The 17,239-nt window shown below is 51.8% G+C and carries 19 protein-coding genes; 14 read left to right on the top strand and 5 right to left on the bottom strand.

Annotation, left to right across the window (positions count from 1 at the left end):
* Positions 1 to 113: 113 nt before the first annotated feature.
* Together P8S54_RS11320 and P8S54_RS11315 are read left to right on the top strand one after the other, a co-directional pair.
* Positions 114 to 662 carry a hypothetical protein gene (locus P8S54_RS11320; RefSeq protein ID WP_281441832.1) on the top strand — a complete coding sequence of 183 codons (549 nt, stop codon included), beginning with the start codon at positions 114 to 116 and terminating at the stop codon, positions 660 to 662.
* 61 nt (positions 663 to 723) lie between these two features.
* Positions 724 to 1,482 (top strand): hypothetical protein, encoded by a 759-nt coding sequence (locus P8S54_RS11315; protein ID WP_281441831.1) that lies wholly within the window; start codon positions 724 to 726, stop codon positions 1,480 to 1,482.
* Between the two features lie 50 nt (positions 1,483 to 1,532).
* On the opposite strand, the gene P8S54_RS11310 is transcribed toward P8S54_RS11315, so the two are convergent.
* The 5 genes from P8S54_RS11310 to P8S54_RS11290 form a co-directional block, all read right to left on the bottom strand.
* Entirely contained in the window at positions 1,533 to 1,802 is a 270-nt protein-coding gene (locus tag P8S54_RS11310) for a hypothetical protein (protein WP_281441830.1), read from the bottom strand.
* Between the two features lie 186 nt (positions 1,803 to 1,988).
* Complete coding sequence (gene hemL, locus P8S54_RS11305) at positions 1,989 to 3,269, bottom strand: glutamate-1-semialdehyde 2,1-aminomutase (RefSeq protein ID WP_281441829.1); 1,281 nt, start codon at positions 3,267 to 3,269, stop codon at positions 1,989 to 1,991.
* A 36-nt stretch (positions 3,270 to 3,305) separates the two neighbouring features.
* Complete coding sequence (locus tag P8S54_RS11300; RefSeq protein WP_281441828.1) at positions 3,306 to 4,115, bottom strand: hydroxymethylpyrimidine/phosphomethylpyrimidine kinase; 810 nt, start codon at positions 4,113 to 4,115, stop codon at positions 3,306 to 3,308.
* Positions 4,115 to 4,546, bottom strand: a complete 432-nt coding sequence (gene hemJ / locus P8S54_RS11295; protein WP_281441827.1) for a protoporphyrinogen oxidase HemJ — start codon at positions 4,544 to 4,546, stop codon at positions 4,115 to 4,117. Before hemJ ends, P8S54_RS11300 begins: the two co-directional genes overlap by 1 nt.
* Positions 4,547 to 4,596: 50 nt before the next feature.
* Positions 4,597 to 6,402, bottom strand: coding sequence for a chloride channel protein (locus tag P8S54_RS11290; protein ID WP_281441826.1), 1,806 nt, complete (start codon positions 6,400 to 6,402; stop codon positions 4,597 to 4,599).
* A 223-nt stretch (positions 6,403 to 6,625) separates the two neighbouring features.
* Here P8S54_RS11290 and argC point away from each other — a divergent pair, with 223 nt between their 5' ends.
* The 12 genes from argC to atpE all read left to right on the top strand — a co-directional run bounded on the left by argC (position 6,626) and on the right by atpE (position 17,181).
* Positions 6,626 to 7,660: an N-acetyl-gamma-glutamyl-phosphate reductase gene (gene argC / locus P8S54_RS11285; RefSeq protein ID WP_281441825.1), complete on the top strand. Its 1,035-nt coding sequence runs from the start codon at positions 6,626 to 6,628 to the stop codon at positions 7,658 to 7,660.
* A 103-nt stretch (positions 7,661 to 7,763) separates the two neighbouring features.
* Entirely contained in the window at positions 7,764 to 8,117 is a 354-nt protein-coding gene (gene erpA / locus P8S54_RS11280) for an iron-sulfur cluster insertion protein ErpA (protein WP_009098079.1), read from the top strand.
* Between the two features lie 148 nt (positions 8,118 to 8,265).
* On the top strand, positions 8,266 to 9,039 hold the full coding sequence (locus P8S54_RS11275) for a transporter substrate-binding domain-containing protein (RefSeq protein WP_281441824.1): 774 nt from the start codon (positions 8,266 to 8,268) through the stop codon (positions 9,037 to 9,039).
* A gap of 90 nt (positions 9,040 to 9,129) precedes the next feature.
* Positions 9,130 to 9,801, top strand: coding sequence for an amino acid ABC transporter permease (locus P8S54_RS11270; protein ID WP_281441823.1), 672 nt, complete (start codon positions 9,130 to 9,132; stop codon positions 9,799 to 9,801).
* Positions 9,802 to 9,812: 11 nt separating this feature from the next.
* A complete protein-coding gene (locus tag P8S54_RS11265) occupies positions 9,813 to 10,571 on the top strand; it encodes an amino acid ABC transporter ATP-binding protein (protein ID WP_009098085.1) in 759 nt (252 codons plus the stop codon).
* A 553-nt stretch (positions 10,572 to 11,124) separates the two neighbouring features.
* Positions 11,125 to 13,029 carry a tRNA uridine-5-carboxymethylaminomethyl(34) synthesis enzyme MnmG gene (mnmG, locus tag P8S54_RS11260; RefSeq protein ID WP_281441822.1) on the top strand — a complete coding sequence of 635 codons (1,905 nt, stop codon included), beginning with the start codon at positions 11,125 to 11,127 and terminating at the stop codon, positions 13,027 to 13,029.
* Positions 13,026 to 13,691, top strand: a complete 666-nt coding sequence (gene rsmG, locus P8S54_RS11255; RefSeq protein WP_281441821.1) for a 16S rRNA (guanine(527)-N(7))-methyltransferase RsmG — start codon at positions 13,026 to 13,028, stop codon at positions 13,689 to 13,691. Before mnmG ends, rsmG begins: the two co-directional genes overlap by 4 nt.
* Positions 13,691 to 14,458, top strand: coding sequence for a ParA family protein (locus P8S54_RS11250; protein ID WP_281441820.1), 768 nt, complete (start codon positions 13,691 to 13,693; stop codon positions 14,456 to 14,458). The genes rsmG and P8S54_RS11250 overlap by 1 nt, the downstream gene beginning before the upstream one ends.
* A gap of 43 nt (positions 14,459 to 14,501) precedes the next feature.
* Positions 14,502 to 15,431, top strand: coding sequence for a ParB/RepB/Spo0J family partition protein (locus tag P8S54_RS11245; protein WP_281441819.1), 930 nt, complete (start codon positions 14,502 to 14,504; stop codon positions 15,429 to 15,431).
* A gap of 213 nt (positions 15,432 to 15,644) precedes the next feature.
* Positions 15,645 to 16,040 (top strand): ATP synthase subunit I, encoded by a 396-nt coding sequence (locus tag P8S54_RS11240; protein WP_281441818.1) that lies wholly within the window; start codon positions 15,645 to 15,647, stop codon positions 16,038 to 16,040.
* 15 nt (positions 16,041 to 16,055) lie between these two features.
* Positions 16,056 to 16,883 carry a F0F1 ATP synthase subunit A gene (gene atpB, locus P8S54_RS11235; protein ID WP_281441817.1) on the top strand — a complete coding sequence of 276 codons (828 nt, stop codon included), beginning with the start codon at positions 16,056 to 16,058 and terminating at the stop codon, positions 16,881 to 16,883.
* 70 nt (positions 16,884 to 16,953) lie between these two features.
* On the top strand, positions 16,954 to 17,181 hold the full coding sequence (gene atpE, locus P8S54_RS11230; protein WP_281441816.1) for a F0F1 ATP synthase subunit C: 228 nt from the start codon (positions 16,954 to 16,956) through the stop codon (positions 17,179 to 17,181).
* Positions 17,182 to 17,239: the final 58 nt, after the last annotated feature.

Raw genomic sequence — 17,239 nt, 5'->3', positions numbered from 1 at the left:
AATTAAAAAACTAATCTTAATAATAACAAATTTTCTTATGGCGGCATTCTTCAAATAGTCCACAATCAAACCATGAAACAAAAAGATACATTGCGTTTCAAAAAGGATAAAAAATGCAACCTTTACGCCAACATCACACGATACAAAGGTTACGCAAAAAAACCCATTTTGCCGTGGTGATGCTTACTATTTTAAGCTTAAACATTACTTCTAATGTGGAAGCTAACGGCAGTGTATCTGAACTAAATAAAGGCTCTCGGATTTCTCAATATATGGCACATATTGATCATGCGTCTTTTCAGGGGAACATTAGTATTATACAGCAACAAGGTAATCACAATCAGGCAAATGTTCTTCAGTCACGTTCGCTAAGTTATCAGCTAGCCAATTTTTCGCATATCAATCAGCGCGGAAATAATAACCAAGCAAGCATACAACAAACTAGCGGCAACAACATTGGCGTCATATGGCAGCAAGGTGATAACCACACTGCCAATATTTACCAGCAAGGCAATAATCTTTCACTCCGAGCTGATATTGACCAGTTAGGTTTTAGCGGAGATGTAACAATTTCACAATCGGGCAGTGGCCTACGCGGTGTAAGTGTCCAGCAACAAAACTATTCGGGCAACACACGAGCGGTCACTATCGATACCTACTGAGTGGCTATCTGCTTCTCAGTAAACCACCACAGCAAGTAGATCGAAACAAAGGGGAAACAACATGAAAATCCAACTTACTGCTATTGCTTCTGCGCTCGTACTGGCTGCATCAATGTCTGCTGTTGCTGAGCCGCGTCTTTATGACGACTCAACAACAACGCCTGCCGCAAACACTGGTGCAAATCCCACGTTTGATTCCCAGAATGCGCTTCGTGCCAGCTTAGACGGTTTTAATCAACCCAATATGCGTACTTCCCTGATTACTCAAGATGGTGATTACAACGTAGCTGAAACAACACAGCAGGGTCATCGCCAATATTCTCGAGTAGTACAAATGGGCACTAGCAACCAGTCAGATGTGTATCAAACTGGCGATCGCCACGAATCCATTGTTTTACAAAATGGCCAAGGCAACACCTCTAATGTAGAACAGCTCGGTGGCAATCGTAATGACTCTTGGGTTGAGCAAACAGGTGATAACAACACAGCCAATGTTCGCCAGATTCAAAACTCTTCACTAAGTGATTCCATTATTCAGCAAATGGGTAATGGCAACGAAGCGGATATTCTACAAACAAATAACGCTGATGAAACCTGGAGCTTTGTTTATCAAGGCGGTAACGATAATAAAGCTGAAGTTACCCAAGATAACGCCGACTTAAGCTCATCTTGGATTTTCCAACAGGGTGATAACCACAAGGCTGTTGTATCCCAGACAGGTAAAAGCAACGTATCAACCATTCGCCAAAGCGGTAGTGTTGCCTATGCTAATCACTCACAAGCTGGCTACAACAACTCTGCCGTTTCTACGCAGTGGTAAAGGCTCCGCTTGTTATTATCAACCGCCCCTTACGGGGCGGTTTTTTCGTTTTAGCGCACCATCACGGTTAGCGTGCCGCCTTTGCCTTGGGTAGAAGAACGCGAGCGATTAGTGCCTTTTACGATATCAACGTCAAGGCGCTCATCATCAGTCAGTAGTTTTACCGTTCCCTCTAAAGATGTTCCTTCAAAGGTATATTCTGCGGGTACTGTTCCCCGCTCTTCGAGGTGCTCGGTTGTTTCGCCTTCGTGCGTAATACGCCACTCGGCGGAAAATTCAGCGCCTGGCGAGCCACTCATTGTAATGTGAATCTTTGTCATAGCTTGCTCCTGTGCAGCAGTTGCGCCTAAGGGTACACCCAGGGTGATAACGGCTGTTAAAAGTGCGTAATTAAACAATCCATAGTGCCAAGCTTTCATGCTTGCCTACCTCATTAACCACAAGAGCCGCTCACAATGAGCGGCTCTTGCAGTGTAGCAGTAGAAGCAGACCTCCGTTACTTTGTGTTACATAACAGAGAAGGCTTTTTCTGCGGCATCTAAGGTGAACTGAATATCTTCAGGTGAATGAGCGCTCGACATAAAGCCTGCTTCAAAAGCAGAAGGGGCAAGGTAAACGCCGTGATCCAACATGGCACCAAAGAAACGCCGGAAAGCCTCTGGGTTGCACGCAGTGGCCTGAGCGAAGTTATCTACCCGTGACTGTGAGGTGAAAAAGACACCGAACATACCACCGGCTGATTGGGTCATCATCGGTACGCGGGCAGCATTGGCACGTTCCTGCAGACCGTTACACAGCGTTTGTACCCGCTGAGTCAATGCATCGTGAAAGCCAGGCACCTGTAGCTTGGTTAACAGGGCGACCCCTGCAGCCATGGCCAGCGGATTACCGGAAAGCGTACCGGCTTGGTACACCGGCCCCAGTGGCGAAATATTCTGCATAATTTCCCGTTTACCGCCGAATGCGCCAACGGGCATACCACCGCCGACAATCTTACCTAGGCAGGTTAAATCAGGGGTGATGCCGTAATGTGCTTGAGCACCGCCGAGCGCAACGCGGAACCCCGTCATGACTTCATCGAAAATCAAAATACTGCCGTGCTCATTACATACGCGGCGCAGCGTTTCCAGAAACCCCGGCTGAGGTGGGATACAGTTCATGTTGCCAGCTACTGGCTCGACAATGATGCAGGCAATTTGCTCGCCTATCTCAGCAAAACACGCCTCAACCCCTTCAGGGTCGTTAAACGAGAGGGTAATGGTGTGTTCAGCAAGCGAAGCGGGCACACCGGGCGAGCTGGGTTCGCCGTGAGTTAACGCGCCGGAACCCGCCTTAACAAGCAGTGAGTCCGAGTGGCCGTGGTAATTACCTTCAAATTTAACAATCTTGTCGCGCCCTGTCGTACCTCGCGCTAAGCGAATGGCCGACATCGTCGCCTCAGTGCCCGAGCTGGTCATGCGTACCATCTCCATGGTGGGGATCATCTCGCAGAGAAGATCCGCCATGGTGGTTTCAACCGCCGTTGGCGTACCGAAGGAGAGGCCGTTATCCAGTCGCGCGCGCACTGCTGCCAGTACGTCTTGGTCAGCATGACCAGTAATCATCGGCCCCCAGGAGCCAACATAATCTACGTAGCGGTTACCCTCCACATCAAACAGATAAGCGCCTTGAGCACGCTCCATAAATACTGGCGGGCGATGTAAGCCTTTAAACGCACGGACAGGCGAGTTAACGCCACCCGGAATATGGCGACTCGCGAGGTCAAACAGTTCAGCAGATGTGGTCATGGCATCCTCAATATAAATGGTTTACCGCCAATGAGATCAAAAACGTACAGGGTATGGCAAGCGATTGGGCAAGCACTGACCACTGGGTGGCTGATAGCCTTGAGACAGGCTTTCCCAGGTAAAGTGCTGCGCCTGTTCACAAGCCGATGGTAAGCGCTCACCCACGGCTAATCGTGCGGCAATTGCTGATGCTAGCGTGCAGCCAGAGCCGTGAAAGATTTCTGGTAAGCGAGGCCATTGCCACTGGCGGGTGGTATCTGGCGAGTGCAGGGTGTGCACCACTTGCTGCGTATTGCCTGGCAGAGGGTCGTCGGTTGCCGTCACTAAAATCGCTTGGCAACCCTTTGATAGTAAGACCACAGCACGCGCCGTATCGTCAAAAGGCGCGGTGACCTCAGGTGTAAGCGCAGCAAGCTCAAAACGGTTGGGGGTTAAAATATCCACAAGGGGTAATAAACGGTCTACATACAGTTTCTGCAAAGCAGGTGTGGATAACTCAGTTCCCCCCCCTGCTTTAAGCACCGGGTCAGCCACCACCGGTACGCCTGGAAACCGGCGAATAATTTGCTCTGCCGCACGCAGCGTTGGCTCATCGGCTAGTAGGCCAAGTTTAATCGCGGCAATCTGCATATCACCTAACGCCTCGGCCATTTGGCGCATGGCGCCGGGATCGGCGGGCAAAATTCGCATCACATCGTGACAATTTTGCACGGTTAGCGCGGTAGGGATTGTCACCGCCCAACCGCCACAGGCCCTAATCGCTTCACTATCGGCCACCAGCCCAGCACCGCCGGTTGGGTCGTGGCCTGCAAGCACTAATACCACGGGAGGAAGAGGTTGGCGCATCAAAAGGGCTTCACCACCGCAAGAATAATAATTGCAATTAACGCAATGACGGGCGCTTCGTTAAACCAGCGGAAAAACACGTGGCTTTTGGTGCAGCGGGCTTGTTCAAATTGTTTTAAATAAATGAGACATACATGGTGATAAGCAATCAGCAGCGCGACCAGCGCTAACTTGGCGTGCATCCAGCCTTGGCTAAACCACGCGGGCACCAAATAGAGCAGCCAACCGCCAAAGATCAGTACCACAATCATTGAGGGCGTCATAATGCCCCGATACAGCTTACGCTCCATGGTTTTGAAATAGCCTATGGCCTGTTCATCGCCTTTATCCCGGGCCATGGCGTGGTAAACGTATAGGCGCGGTAAATAAAATAGCGCGGCAAACCAAGTGATAACAGCCATTAAATGAATGGCTTTTATCCATAAATACATGGTCTCTCCTTAGGCGGTGGGGTCATTGCTGGAAAATAGCAGCATGGGAGTCAGTGCTTTTTTTCAGTGCTGTGGTTTTCAACACTGAGTGGGTCAACGTAGTGATAGTAACGCTCGATGGCATCACGGGTAATGATACCTGAAATACGCTGATGCTTTGGTCGATTGCCGTGTACCACGTAGAGCGCATCCAGGGAATCCGCCTGCAATGTTAGAAACGCTTCAGAAAGCGTTGCCTGCAAGGCGATAGGCGCCATCTCTAGACGCTGACCGGGAACTTCAAGCAAGTCGATCAATTCATCTTCTCGTGGGGTTTCTCCCTCAAGCGCTTTATCGTGCTCCAGCAACCAGCGGGCGAGTTCCGCAGCCTTGAGCGCCAGCACCGGTTTTTCACTGCTTGAGCGCTCAATCACCAGCCAAACGGGGCTAGTTTCTAGCAAACGACGGGCATGGGCCGGCGTTATCATGCGCTCAGTACGCACCAGCTGCCGCTCCATCACCGCGGGCACAGAAACCCGCGAAAGCGCCTGCATCAACGGCTGCTGAAGGGGGTGCAAACCGTAACGTACCGAGCTAATAAAAAAGCCCTCACAGCCTGTTAGTTGGCGCGACGTTAAGCAGGCCACTACGACCACTAACATGCCCGGCAGCATAATGTTCGGCGAGTGGGTTAGCTCAAGCAGCGCCATCAACGCTGCCAGCGGCGCTTGAAGCACCGCCCCCATCATCGCTGCCATTCCCAGCATGGCATACACCCCAGGGTCTGCGGCTTTATCTGGCCATAGCCAACCGCCTAACATCCCCCCTAACGCGCCAGTGGCAGCGCCTATCACTAGTACCGGCCCAATAATGCCAATGGGTACTCCCCCCGCGACGGTAATTGCGGTAATCAGCAGTTTGGCAATCATCAGGGCAAACAGCACATTGAGTTCAAGCTGATTATTAAGTGCCGCTGCAACGCTATCGTAACCAATGCCCTGCACTTCGGGAAACCACCAAGCTACGGCGCCGGTTGCAACACCCACTAGCGCTAAGCGCAGCCATAGTGGCCACGCCTGCAGCTGTTGGCTGCGAGATATGTGAATGAACAGCCCCGCCAACAGGCCGATCACCAACCCTATCACCACCACCCAAGGCAGGTTCATCAATGAACCCAACGCCACTTCGGGGATACGAAATGCGGGTTCGTTGCCATAAGCCATTTGGGCCACCAGCGCGCCCATGGTCGATGCCAGAATAACCGGCATAAAGCTCATCAGGGTGTACTCCATCATCACCACCTCCATGGCGAAGATCACCCCAGCAATCGGCGTGTTAAACGAGGCTGAAATACCCGCGGCGGTACCGCAGGCAACTAATACGCGCAGGCTATTGTTAGGCAAGCGAAGCTTAAGACCTAAGCCGCTGGATGCAGCAGCGCCCAAGTGGATAGCAGGCCCTTCACGCCCAGCAGAAAGCCCACCTAAAACAGACACTGCCCCCACCCACCACTGGTTTAACCAGTTGCGCAGTGGAAAACGCCCTTGGTGATAGGTAAGGCGCTCAATGACATGCCCTACCCCCAACTTACGTGCCGTGGCTCTTTGACGATATAGCAGCGTGCCCACGAGGCTTACCGCTACTATTGGCAATAGCGCTCGCACCCATGGAGCCAAGCCTTCAAAGGCTTCCGGGTCACCCTCAGGCATATAGAGCGCCGCGCCCGCCTCGAGCAGTAAGCGAAAGGCTACCATCAACGCGCCAGTAATCACTCCAGACATCAGCCCCAGCACGCATAGCTGCGGTAGGGCATCCACGTTCGCTAATTGTCGACGAAAACTCTCTAAGGTGAAATCTGATCGGGAAAAGCGTGCCACAGCGACCATCCTTGCGCTTAGGTTACGAAGGGTTCTATCAAGGTACCCGAGTTAGCTAACACAGTGGTTATTAGGGTTCGTACCATTGAGCGCTCTTATGGGGGACGCCTCTTGTGTATCATAGCTTGATACGCTTCGACAGCCTGTTTCCATTTAATAAGGCTGTTTATGACTAGCGCTTTATTGTTAAGACATAACGTGCTCAACGCGCAAGGAGTGGTTTGTGATTAAGGTTGGTATTGTCGGCGGTACGGGTTACACCGGTGTAGAGCTCTTAAGGCTTCTCGCCCAGCACCCCCACGTTAGCGTAGAAGCGATTACCTCACGATCGGAAGCGGGCGTTAAGGTGTGCGATATGTACCCCAACCTGCGCGGCCACTACGACACGCTGGCGTTTAGCGAACCCGATGCCAACGCACTAGGGGCGATGGATGCCGTGTTTTTTGCCACACCCCACGGCGTGGCCCACGCCCTTGCCGGGGAACTGCTCGATAACGGTACGCGGGTCATCGACCTATCAGCGGATTTCCGCCTGCGCGATGCAGCGGAGTGGAGCCAATGGTACGACCAGCCCCACGGCGCACCAGAGCTTCTAAAAGAAGCCGTCTACGGCCTGCCAGAAATGCATCGTGAAGCGATTAAAAATGCCCGCTTAATTGCCGTACCTGGCTGCTATCCAACGGCTGTTCAACTTGGCTACCTGCCGCTTTTAGAAGCTGGACTAATCGACCCAAGCCAGCTAATCGCCGACTGTAAATCAGGGGTTACCGGCGCTGGCCGTGGGGCCAAAGTGGCGTCACTTTTAGCTGAAGCCAGCGAATCCATGAAAGCCTATGGCGCGGCTGGTCATCGTCATTTACCGGAAATTCGCCAAGGCTTGGGGGATATGCAGCAACATCCGGTAGGACTCACCTTTGTCCCCCACCTAACACCGATGATTCGCGGTATTCACGCGACGCTCTACAGCTCACTCACCAGTGAACCCGACGATTTACAGGCGCTGTTTGAGCAGCGTTATGCCAACGAACCGTTTGTGGATGTAATGCCTGCAGGTAGCCACCCGGAAACACGCAGCGTGAAAGGCAACAATACCTGCCGTTTAGCTATCCACCGTCCGGGCAACGGCAATACCGTCGTGGTGCTCTCCGTGATTGATAACCTGGTCAAAGGCGCTTCGGGCCAAGCGATTCAAAATCTCAACTTAATGTTTGGTTTTGAAGAGAATACCGGCCTAACAGCCCCCGCCTTAATGCCGTAAGCCTTCACTAATTCCCAGCAATAGTTGACCCTTTTGCTGGGAATTACCCATAATCATTCTCTAATGCCGATTATTCGTTCTTTAAAGCTCGCGGGAGGTACCCATGAGCGGTGCAGAAGCTTTTGTTCCAACCCCTCTACTTTTATCTGATAGCGCACGCAGTCGTATCAACGCGCTAATAGAAGAAGAGAGCAACCCAGCGCTGAAACTACGCGTTTACGTGACCGGCGGCGGCTGTTCAGGGTTTCAATACGGTTTTGATTTCGCTGAAAACGTCGCCGAAGACGATACGCTTATCGAGTTTGGCACTGCCACCCTGGTGGTCGATCCACTCTCCTATCAGTATTTAGTCGGCTCAACCATCGATTACGAAGAGGGTCTTGCCGGCGCGCGTTTCCGGGTGCAAAACCCCAACGCCACCACCACCTGCGGCTGTGGCGCCTCTTTTATGGTCTAACCAACGTTGGTAGCAAGCTCTCCCCGTGACTTGACGCCTTGGCGGTTTCTCGCCAAGGTTAAAAGGTCAATAACGGTTGTTAACCCGATTTTTAAAGAAACACCTTCTTTAAATATCGCTAACAACAACATAAAACACGGGGAAACTAATGAAACTCACTATTCAAAAGTCGGTCATTGCCACTGCCGTCACCTTTGGTCTTGCCAGTATGGCCACCTCCGCCATGGCCGAGACGCCCACCGTCAACGTGGTCACCGACCCAAGCTTTGTCCCCTTTGAAATGATGGACCCAGAAACCGGTGAAATGATCGGTTTCGATATGGATATCATTAATGAAGTCGCCGATCGTGCTGGCTTTGAGGTCAACCTAACTACCATGGAATTCGCCGGTATTATTCCAGCCGTGCAAACCGGTAGCCAAGAGATCGCCATTGCGGGTGTGACGATTACCGAAGAGCGCGCAGAGATCGTCGATTTCTCCGACCCCTACTACGACTCAGGCCTACAAATCATTGTCCGAGCGGATAACGATGATGTTGAGACTATCGAAGACCTCGCCGGCCTCACCATTGCTACCCGTATCGGCTCCACCAGCTACGACTTCCTTCAAGAGCAGCTGGGTGACGATGCCGACATCACCCCCTATCCCGGTAACAGCGATATGTATATGGCGCTGTTAGGCCGTAACGTTGACGCTGCCTTCTACGATGCCCCCAACGTCTCCTACTTCGCTCAAACCCGGGGCGAAGGCCGCACTAAAGTGGTCGGCCCGCTGTATGAGGGCCAGCAGTACGGCATCGTGTTCCATAAAGGCAGCCAGTGGGTAGAACCCACTAACGAAGCGCTAGCAGCCATGCGTGAAGATGGCACCTACGATGAAATCTACGAAAAGTGGTTCGGTGAAACGCCCAGCGACGATTAATACTTCGTTACACAGTGAATAACTGAGACAGGGCCGGGCGGCCTAGCCCCCGGCCCTGCGTTGTTTGGATGCCTTTCAGGAGAAAGACACGTGGACGTCACTTTTCAGTTTGATTGGGCGGCAGCGTTTCGCTCAATTCCTCACTTGCTGCCAGGTATCCCCTGGACGCTTATGATCTCGTTTGGCGGTCTCGCCATTGGCTTCTTTATCGGTATCTTATTCGGCCTACTGCGCATCAGCCGCCATCGCTGGTTACGCTGGCCCGCCATTTTCTATGTCGAAGTATTTCGCGGGACCCCTATTCTTGTTCAGGTGCTGTTTATCTTTTATGGCTTGCCGCAGCTACTGGGCAGCCCTATTAACGCGTTGGTGGCCGGTATTGCCGCCATTGCTATTAATTCAGGGGCATATATCTCTGAAATTGTGCGTGGCGGGGTTCAATCCATCGAACGTGGCCAAAGCGAGGCATCGCTCTCGCTCGGGCTATCCCGCTCCCAAGCGTTTCGCTACGTCATTTGGCCCCAAGCGTTTCGCCGCATGATCCCGCCCTTGGGCAACCAAGGCATTATCAGTATTAAGGACACATCGCTGTTTTCCGTTATCGGGGTAGGTGAGCTGGTACGCCAAGGCCAGATCTATATTGCAACCACGTTTACCGCCCTTGAGGTCTACTTCATGGTGGCGCTGATGTACCTCGCCATTACCTGGACTCTCTCCCTTTTGCTGCGTCAATTAGAGCGCAGAGGCCTCGTCGGACAATAAGGACAAGCGCAATGAATAACGCAACGCAGCCTATTGTGCGTATGCAGCAGCTCAACAAGCATTTTGGCAGCCTGCACGTACTCAATAATATTGATCTTGAGATTGTTCCTGGCGAGGTGGTCGTCGTGATTGGTGCCAGTGGCTCCGGTAAATCGACGTTGATTCGCTGCATTAACGGCCTAGAAGAGTTTCAATCTGGCTCGCTAGTCGTGGATAGCAATGAACTACTACCCCACGGCAAAAGCGGCAAAGCGCTGCAAACCATTCGTACCGAAGTGGGCATGGTGTTTCAGCAATTTAATCTGTTTCCCCACCTAAGCGTGCGGGACAATATTACCCTTGCTCCGATGAAAGTGCGCGGCTGGAGCCGCCAGGACGCCCAAGAAACGGCTCAACGACTGCTTGAGCGCGTGGGCATTGCCGACCAAGCTGATAAGTACCCAAGCCAGCTCTCTGGTGGCCAGCAACAGCGCGTTGCGCTAGCCCGTGCGTTGGCCATGGAACCACGGCTAATGCTGTTCGATGAGCCAACCTCAGCGCTTGACCCGGAAATGATCGGTGAAGTACTGGATGCCATGCGTGAACTAGCTAAAGAGGGCATGACCATGGTGATCGTCACCCACGAAATGAGCTTTGCACGAGAGGTGGCTGACCGGATTATTTTTATTCACAAAGGAGAAATCACCGAGCAAGGTTCCCCTGAACAACTCTTCGATACCCCACAACATGAGCGTACGCAATCATTTTTAGCGCGCGTGTTAAAGCATTAAAGGGACCGAAAACCACTAATAACTGCCCGTTTTATGGCCTGTCAGTGCGACAGGCCATTTTTTTTGCCTGTGGATACTATTTTTTAGTTTTGTAACTCCTCTGCTCTACATCCCTTGCTATGGACACCTATGAGCACTTCTAGTGTTCGGCTGATGCCTTGTTCACAGGTGCGGTAACAAACTCGGTATGGCGAGGTGGATAACCTCTTATTAATTCGCCCTGTGTGTAAGTCGCTTTTTCATCCACAGCTCAAACACCGCTTCTACGCAGGCACTCCTCCGTTTAAACGCCTAAATACCAACAGTGTAAATAAATGTTTTTATTAAAAAAAAGTTAGTTATACACAGATTTTGTCCACACTAGTAGTTACAGCATTAACAGAACTTCTCTTATATATTTTTATTTTATTATTAATAATAGGTGAAGTAGTTATTTGGGGTGTGGAAAAACCTGACGGTTACCCACAGGAGGTTTATACTGGCCGGCTTACTCACCAGTGCTCATGCACTGGTTCACAAAATGCGTGCCTAATGGCACAAGACGAGGTGTCTTTTGAACTATCCCGACCGCTTTGACGTGATTGTCATCGGCGGTGGCCATGCGGGAACTGAAGCCGCACTGGCCTCTGCTCGTATGGGTTGTCAAACCCTATTGCTGACCCACAACATCGAGACGCTCGGCCAAATGTCGTGCAATCCAGCGATTGGTGGGATCGGCAAAAGCCACCTGGTGAAAGAAATCGATGCACTTGGTGGTGCAATGGGGCTAGCCACGGATTTAGGCGGCATCCAGTTTCGTGTACTAAACGCACGCAAAGGCCCAGCCGTTCGGGCTACTCGTGCCCAAGCTGACCGCATTCGCTACAAAGCAGCGATTCGCGGCATGCTCGAAAATCAGCCAAATTTGACGATATTTCAGCAAGCTGCTGGCGACCTGGTTGTGGATAACCACACGGTTTGTGGCGTTGTTACTGAAACCGGTATTCGCTTTCATGCCGACTCAGTCGTGCTTTCAACAGGAACGTTTTTAGGCGGTGTTATCCACATTGGATTGGATCAAAGTCGCGGTGGCCGGGCGGGTGATCCTCCCTCCAACGCCCTAGCAGAACGGCTGCGTGCGCTGCCGTTTCGCGTTGACCGGTTAAAAACAGGCACGCCACCGCGTATTGATGCCAAAACCGTCGACTTTTCGCAGCTAGAAGAGCAGCCTGGCGATATGCCAACCCCCGTCATGTCTTATTTGGGCTCTCGGGATATGCACCCTCAGCAGGTGAGCTGCCACATTGCGCACACGAATGAGCGCACTCACGAGATTATTCTCGGTAATTTAGACCGCTCGCCGATGTACTCTGGTGTAATTGAAGGGATTGGCCCACGCTATTGCCCATCGATTGAAGACAAAGTGCACCGTTTTGCTGATAAATCGAGCCACCAAGTGTTTATCGAACCTGAAGGGCTAGATACCCATGAACTGTATCCCAACGGCATTTCCACCTCACTGCCGTTTGATGTTCAGCTGCAGGTAGTACGATCAATCAAAGGGCTTGAAAACGCACATATCACGCGTCCAGGCTACGCGATTGAGTACGATTTCTTTGATCCGCGGGACTTAAAGCACTCTCTGGAAACCAAATTTATCCACAACCTGTTTTTTGCTGGCCAAATTAACGGCACTACCGGCTATGAAGAAGCAGGTGCCCAGGGGCTGCTGGCGGGCTTAAACGCTGCTCGTCGCGCCAAGCAGTTGGACGCTTGGTACCCTCGTCGGGACGAAGCCTATCTTGGCGTGCTGGTGGATGATCTGATTACCATGGGCACCAAAGAGCCCTACCGCATGTTTACATCCCGTGCGGAGTACCGTCTTTTGCTACGTGAAGACAACGCTGACCTGCGCTTGACTGAAAAAGGGCGTGAACTTGGCCTAGTAGACGATACCCGCTGGGCAGCATTTAGCGAGAAACGCGAAGCCATCGAGCGTGAAACCGCGCGATTAGCCACCGTCTGGGTGCAGCCAAATACCCCTGCGGCAGATAAGATTGCCGAAAAAACCGGCAAGCCGCTGCCACGTGAATACTGCTTAAGCGACTTGCTTAAGCGTCCTGAGCTAACCTATGCAGATATTGCAACGTTACCCGGCTTAGAAAGTACTGGTATTGAAGACGAATCGGTTACCGAGCAAGTGCAAATTCAGGCGAAATACCAAGGCTATATTGAACGTCAACAGGACGAAATCGATAAGCTTAAGCGTCACGAAGCAACGCCGCTACCTGCCGAACTGGACTATGACCGGGTAGAAGGGCTCTCTAATGAGATTCGCCAGAAGCTAAGCGAAGCACGTCCAGCAACGTTGGCACATGCAGCACGCATTTCTGGCGTTACCCCTTCGGCGATATCAATTTTACTAGTCCATTTGAAAAAACGTCGCTTAATCAGTAGTGCCGAGGTGGTTAACGGATGAACCCTTTGCAGCCTCTGATAGCAAGCTTACCGACTGGCGTTGCGACCCGTTTGGATGAGGGGTTAGCTGCGCTTAACTTACGTATCAGCCCCTTACAACGCGAGCAGTTGCTGGCGCTGTTGGCTTTGTTGCATAAGTGGAACAAGGCTTATAACCTCACCGCAGTGCGTGATGTGGAAGAGATGGTCTCCCGTCACGTGCTTGATAGCGCCGCTGTGGCTCCTTATGTGCATGGGCCAAGGTTGCTTGATGTTGGCGCTGGGCCGGGGTTGCCGGGGTTAGTGTTAGCGATTCTCAAGCCTGAGCTGCAGGTAACGCTGCTTGATAGCAACGGTAAGAAAGTACGCTTTCAACGCCAGGCGGTGATGGAGTTAGCCCTTAACAACGTCACACCCACCCAAGTGCGCGTTGAGCAGTTTAACGGCCAGGCGTTTGACCAAGTCATTTCACGGGCGTTTGCTAGCTTGGTGGATTTTGTCATTCTCACCCAAGCATTACCGGCGGCAGACGGGCAGTGGCTGGCCATGAAAGGCCCCGGCGCCGATGAAGAATTGAAACAATTACCCCCAGGTATCGTGCTCCAAGAGCGTCATCTGTTGAGCGTACCTTTTGAAACGGCCGAGCGGCAGCTGTTGATTCTGACCCCAAAAGGAGTTGAGTAGTGAGCCAGATCATTGCCCTGACCAACCAAAAAGGCGGCGTGGGCAAATCCACCTCAGCCGTAAATCTAGCGGCCAGCTTGGCAGCGCTGGATCGCCGTGTACTGCTGGTTGATTTAGACCCACAAGGGCATGCCAGTATGGGCAGCGGCATCGACAAATATGAGCTGGATAAAAGCGTTCTCGATGTACTGCTGGGGGAGGCAACCGCGAACGAAGTTATCGTGCGTAACCTGCCGGTAAAGTTTGATGTGTTGCCCGGCAACGGCGATTTGACCGCGGCCGAAGTAGAGCTACTGGACATCGACCAGCGCCAAAGCCGTTTATCGCTGGCGCTTAACGAGGTGGCCGATGACTACGATGTGGTGCTCATCGACTGTCCGCCGTCGCTTAATATGCTTACCGTTAACGCACTGACAGCAGCGGATGGCGTACTCATCCCGCTTCAATGCGAGTTTTACGCGCTGGAAGGGTTGTCAGCACTGCTTGATACAGTGGAGCAGATCAAACAAAGTGTTAACCCTGAGCTGGCGATTTCTGGCATTTTGCGCACCATGTACGATAAGCGCACCAGCTTAACGCGGGAAGTTGACAAACAGCTGCGGGAATTTTTCGGTGATGCGTTGTTAAAAACGACTATTCCGCGCAATGTAAAAGTTGCTGAGGCGCCCAGTCACGGGCTTCCTGTGACTCAATACGCGCGCTTTTCACGCGGCAGCCAGGCATATCGGGTGCTAGCGAAAGAGATGATTCGTCGACTGTCGCTATAACGATGTCGCAGTTACGTATTGCTAAAAGTTCGAGGGGAAGCGAATGACGCGTAAACGCGCGCTAGGACGTGGCCTGGATGCCCTGATTGGTGCGGGCGCCCGTCGTCGTGACAGTTTAGATTTAACCGGTGGTGCTACGCTAGATAGCGCAGACGCTCCGTTATTGCCAGCTGCCTCCCATGATGCGTCAGCGGAGCGCCTAGAGCGTCTGCCCTTAGGCCAGCTTTCCCGCGGCAAGTATCAGCCTCGCCGGGATATCCAGCCCGAAGCACTGGAAGAACTTGCGGATTCTATTCGCGCCCAAGGGGTTATGCAGCCCATTGTAGTGCGTCCCGTAGGGAAGGAGCGCTACGAAATTATTGCCGGTGAACGGCGCTGGCGTGCTGCTCAGTTGGCAGAACTGGATGTAATCCCGGCGGTTATTCGCGACGTCACCGATGAAGTTGCCCTTGCCCTGGCGCTGATTGAAAACATTCAGCGTGAGAACCTTAACGCCATCGAAGAAGCCCTAGCGCTAAAACGCTTAGGTGATGAATTTGAGCTGACTCAACAGCAAATAGCCGATGCGGTGGGTAAATCGCGTACTCAGGTCGCTAACTTATTGCGCTTATTAGCGCTGGATCCTGAAGTACAAACGTTGCTTGAGCGCGGTGATCTCGATATGGGGCATGCACGGGCGCTGCTATCGCTAAACAGCGCACAGCAACGTCAGGTTGCCCATGAGGTGGTCAATAATGACCTTACTGTGCGGGCGACCGAAGCGTTGGTCAAAAAGGTTCAAACCAGCCAAGCGCCTATCCCGCCTCAGTCACGTACAGCTAAAACGCCAGACGTTGCAAGATTAGAAACCCATTTAGGTGAGCTATTAGGTGCGCCTGTCTCGATAGATCACGGGCAGAAAGGCAAAGGAAAAGTCACTATTCGCTATACCAGTCTCGAAGAGTTAGACGGTATCTTGGCGCATATTAAATAGCAGGCTATATAAAATAGGCGGGTTATATAGCCATTTTTTTAACCCTTTGGTCGCAAGTAGTTGCCAAAACGCGTCAAATCCGTGCAACTTCGGTTGAAGGTGTGATAGCGCTTCCCTATAATCCGCCCGTGTTTGTTAAAAGGTTGTGTGGGACGATAGGCGTCAGGCAATAACGCTAAACGCTGGTAAAAGCAGTCGGGAGTAGTGATCAACGTGCAAAATGTCTCTACTGCTAAACGTCGCACGTTAGATTTTAAAAGGCTATTTCAAGCCCAGTTAGTAGTAACAGCCCTCATTATGGCGCTTGCTGGCGGCGTATCAGGCAGCCAAGCAGCACTATCAGCCTTGATGGGTGGTGTGGTTAGCATATTGCCAGGCATCTATTTTGTGTGGCGTGGTCTACGCCGCCCAGGCCGGCAATCTAAACAAAATGTACTGAATTTTTATCAGGCAGCTGCAGGTAAGTTTGGTTTGACGGTGGCGCTATTCGTGATTGTGCTAGTATCAGTGCCCCCTTCAAACCCAGCTTTTTTCTTTGTCGCCTATGTGGTGGCCCAACTCATGTACTGGCTAGCACCTTGGCTCGTACGTGAGCGGTCAACCCCTTAAACTTGAGGAAGCAGTATGGCAGCGGATAACGAAATATCGGCCATCTATTACATACAGCACCACCTCCAGAACCTCACGTTCGGTAAGCATCCGGAAAATGGCTGGTCGCTTGCGTCCACCTCTGCCGAAGCCACTGAAATGGGATTTTGGGCTATCCATTTGGATACGATGGGTTGGTCTATTGGCATGGGTGCTCTGTTCCTATGGCTATTTCATAAGGCGGGTAAAGCGGCCACGACAGGCGTCCCCAGCGGTCTGCAGAACGCAGTGGAAATGGTTGTCGAGTTCATCGAAGGCCTAACACGCTCCACGTTTCATGGTCACAATAAAAATATTGGGCCAATCGCGTTGACGCTTTTCATGTGGATTTTGCTCATGAACAGCTTAAAACTGCTACCGGTTGACTACTTGCCTGAAATGTTTGGCAAGCTTGGCTTCGAGTACATGAAAATAGTACCAACCACCGATATTAACGCCACGCTGGGTATGGCGATCGGTGTGTTCTTAATGATTATCTACTATAGCTGCAAAGTGAAAGGCGTGGCTGGGTTCGGTAAAGAGCTGTCACTGACCCCCTTCAATACGGTGTGGCTGGCGCCTTTCAATTTGATTCTTGAAATTGTTGGCCTGTTGGTTAAACCCGTTAGCCTTGGCTTCCGACTGTTCGGCACTATGTTTGCCGGTGAAGTTATCTTCATTCTGATTGCCCTGCTGCCGTTCTGGGCCATCTGGATTTTGGATGTGCCGTGGGCCATCTTCCACATTTTAGTGATATCGTTGCAGGCCTTCATTTTCACGACGCTGACTATCGTGTATCTGAGTGCTGCACACGAGCATCATTAATCAAGAGCAACGCTTTGCAATAACCCTTAACCTTAACCCTTGAACTTAACGCACTATTAGGAGTTTCATCATGGAAATCGTCTACATTGCAGCTGCCTTCATGATCAGTGTTAGCGCCCTGACTACTGGTTTTGGTTTCGCCATGCTGGGTGGCAAACTGTTGGACAACACCGCACGTCAGCCAGAGCTTAGCGACCAGCTGCAAACCCGCACCTTCATCATGGCGGGTCTGCTTGACGCCGTTCCGATGATCGGTGTTGGTATTGCGATGTACCTGATCTTCGTTGTTGCCGGTTAATGCAGCTTGACCGAGCGGCTCCCCGCTCGGTTTTGTTTCACTCCGGTCGCCACGAATT

Source organism: Halomonas sp. M1, from assembly GCF_029581375.1.
Lineage (GTDB): Bacteria > Pseudomonadota > Gammaproteobacteria > Pseudomonadales > Halomonadaceae > Vreelandella.
The sequence above is the reverse complement of the archived record's forward strand: the minus strand, read 5'-3'. Positions and strand labels throughout refer to the sequence as shown.

What these genes read in the sequence shown, in the direction of transcription:
- P8S54_RS11310 (WP_281441830.1), bottom strand. Translation starts at nt 1,802, where the DNA reads ATGACAAAGATTCACATTACAATGAGTGGCTCGCCAGGCGCTGAATTT.
- erpA (WP_009098079.1), top strand. Translation starts at nt 7,764, where the DNA reads ATGAGCGGTGCAGAAGCTTTTGTTCCAACCCCTCTACTTTTATCTGAT.
- P8S54_RS11320 (WP_281441832.1), top strand. Translation starts at nt 114, where the DNA reads ATGCAACCTTTACGCCAACATCACACGATACAAAGGTTACGCAAAAAA.
- rsmG (WP_281441821.1), top strand. Translation starts at nt 13,026, where the DNA reads ATGAACCCTTTGCAGCCTCTGATAGCAAGCTTACCGACTGGCGTTGCG.
- hemL (WP_281441829.1), bottom strand. Translation starts at nt 3,269, where the DNA reads ATGACCACATCTGCTGAACTGTTTGACCTCGCGAGTCGCCATATTCCG.
- P8S54_RS11300 (WP_281441828.1), bottom strand. Translation starts at nt 4,115, where the DNA reads ATGCGCCAACCTCTTCCTCCCGTGGTATTAGTGCTTGCAGGCCACGAC.
- P8S54_RS11315 (WP_281441831.1), top strand. Translation starts at nt 724, where the DNA reads ATGAAAATCCAACTTACTGCTATTGCTTCTGCGCTCGTACTGGCTGCA.
- atpB (WP_281441817.1), top strand. Translation starts at nt 16,056, where the DNA reads ATGGCAGCGGATAACGAAATATCGGCCATCTATTACATACAGCACCAC.
- hemJ (WP_281441827.1), bottom strand. Translation starts at nt 4,546, where the DNA reads ATGTATTTATGGATAAAAGCCATTCATTTAATGGCTGTTATCACTTGG.
- P8S54_RS11265 (WP_009098085.1), top strand. Translation starts at nt 9,813, where the DNA reads ATGAATAACGCAACGCAGCCTATTGTGCGTATGCAGCAGCTCAACAAG.
- atpE (WP_281441816.1), top strand. Translation starts at nt 16,954, where the DNA reads ATGGAAATCGTCTACATTGCAGCTGCCTTCATGATCAGTGTTAGCGCC.
- P8S54_RS11275 (WP_281441824.1), top strand. Translation starts at nt 8,266, where the DNA reads ATGAAACTCACTATTCAAAAGTCGGTCATTGCCACTGCCGTCACCTTT.
- P8S54_RS11245 (WP_281441819.1), top strand. Translation starts at nt 14,502, where the DNA reads ATGACGCGTAAACGCGCGCTAGGACGTGGCCTGGATGCCCTGATTGGT.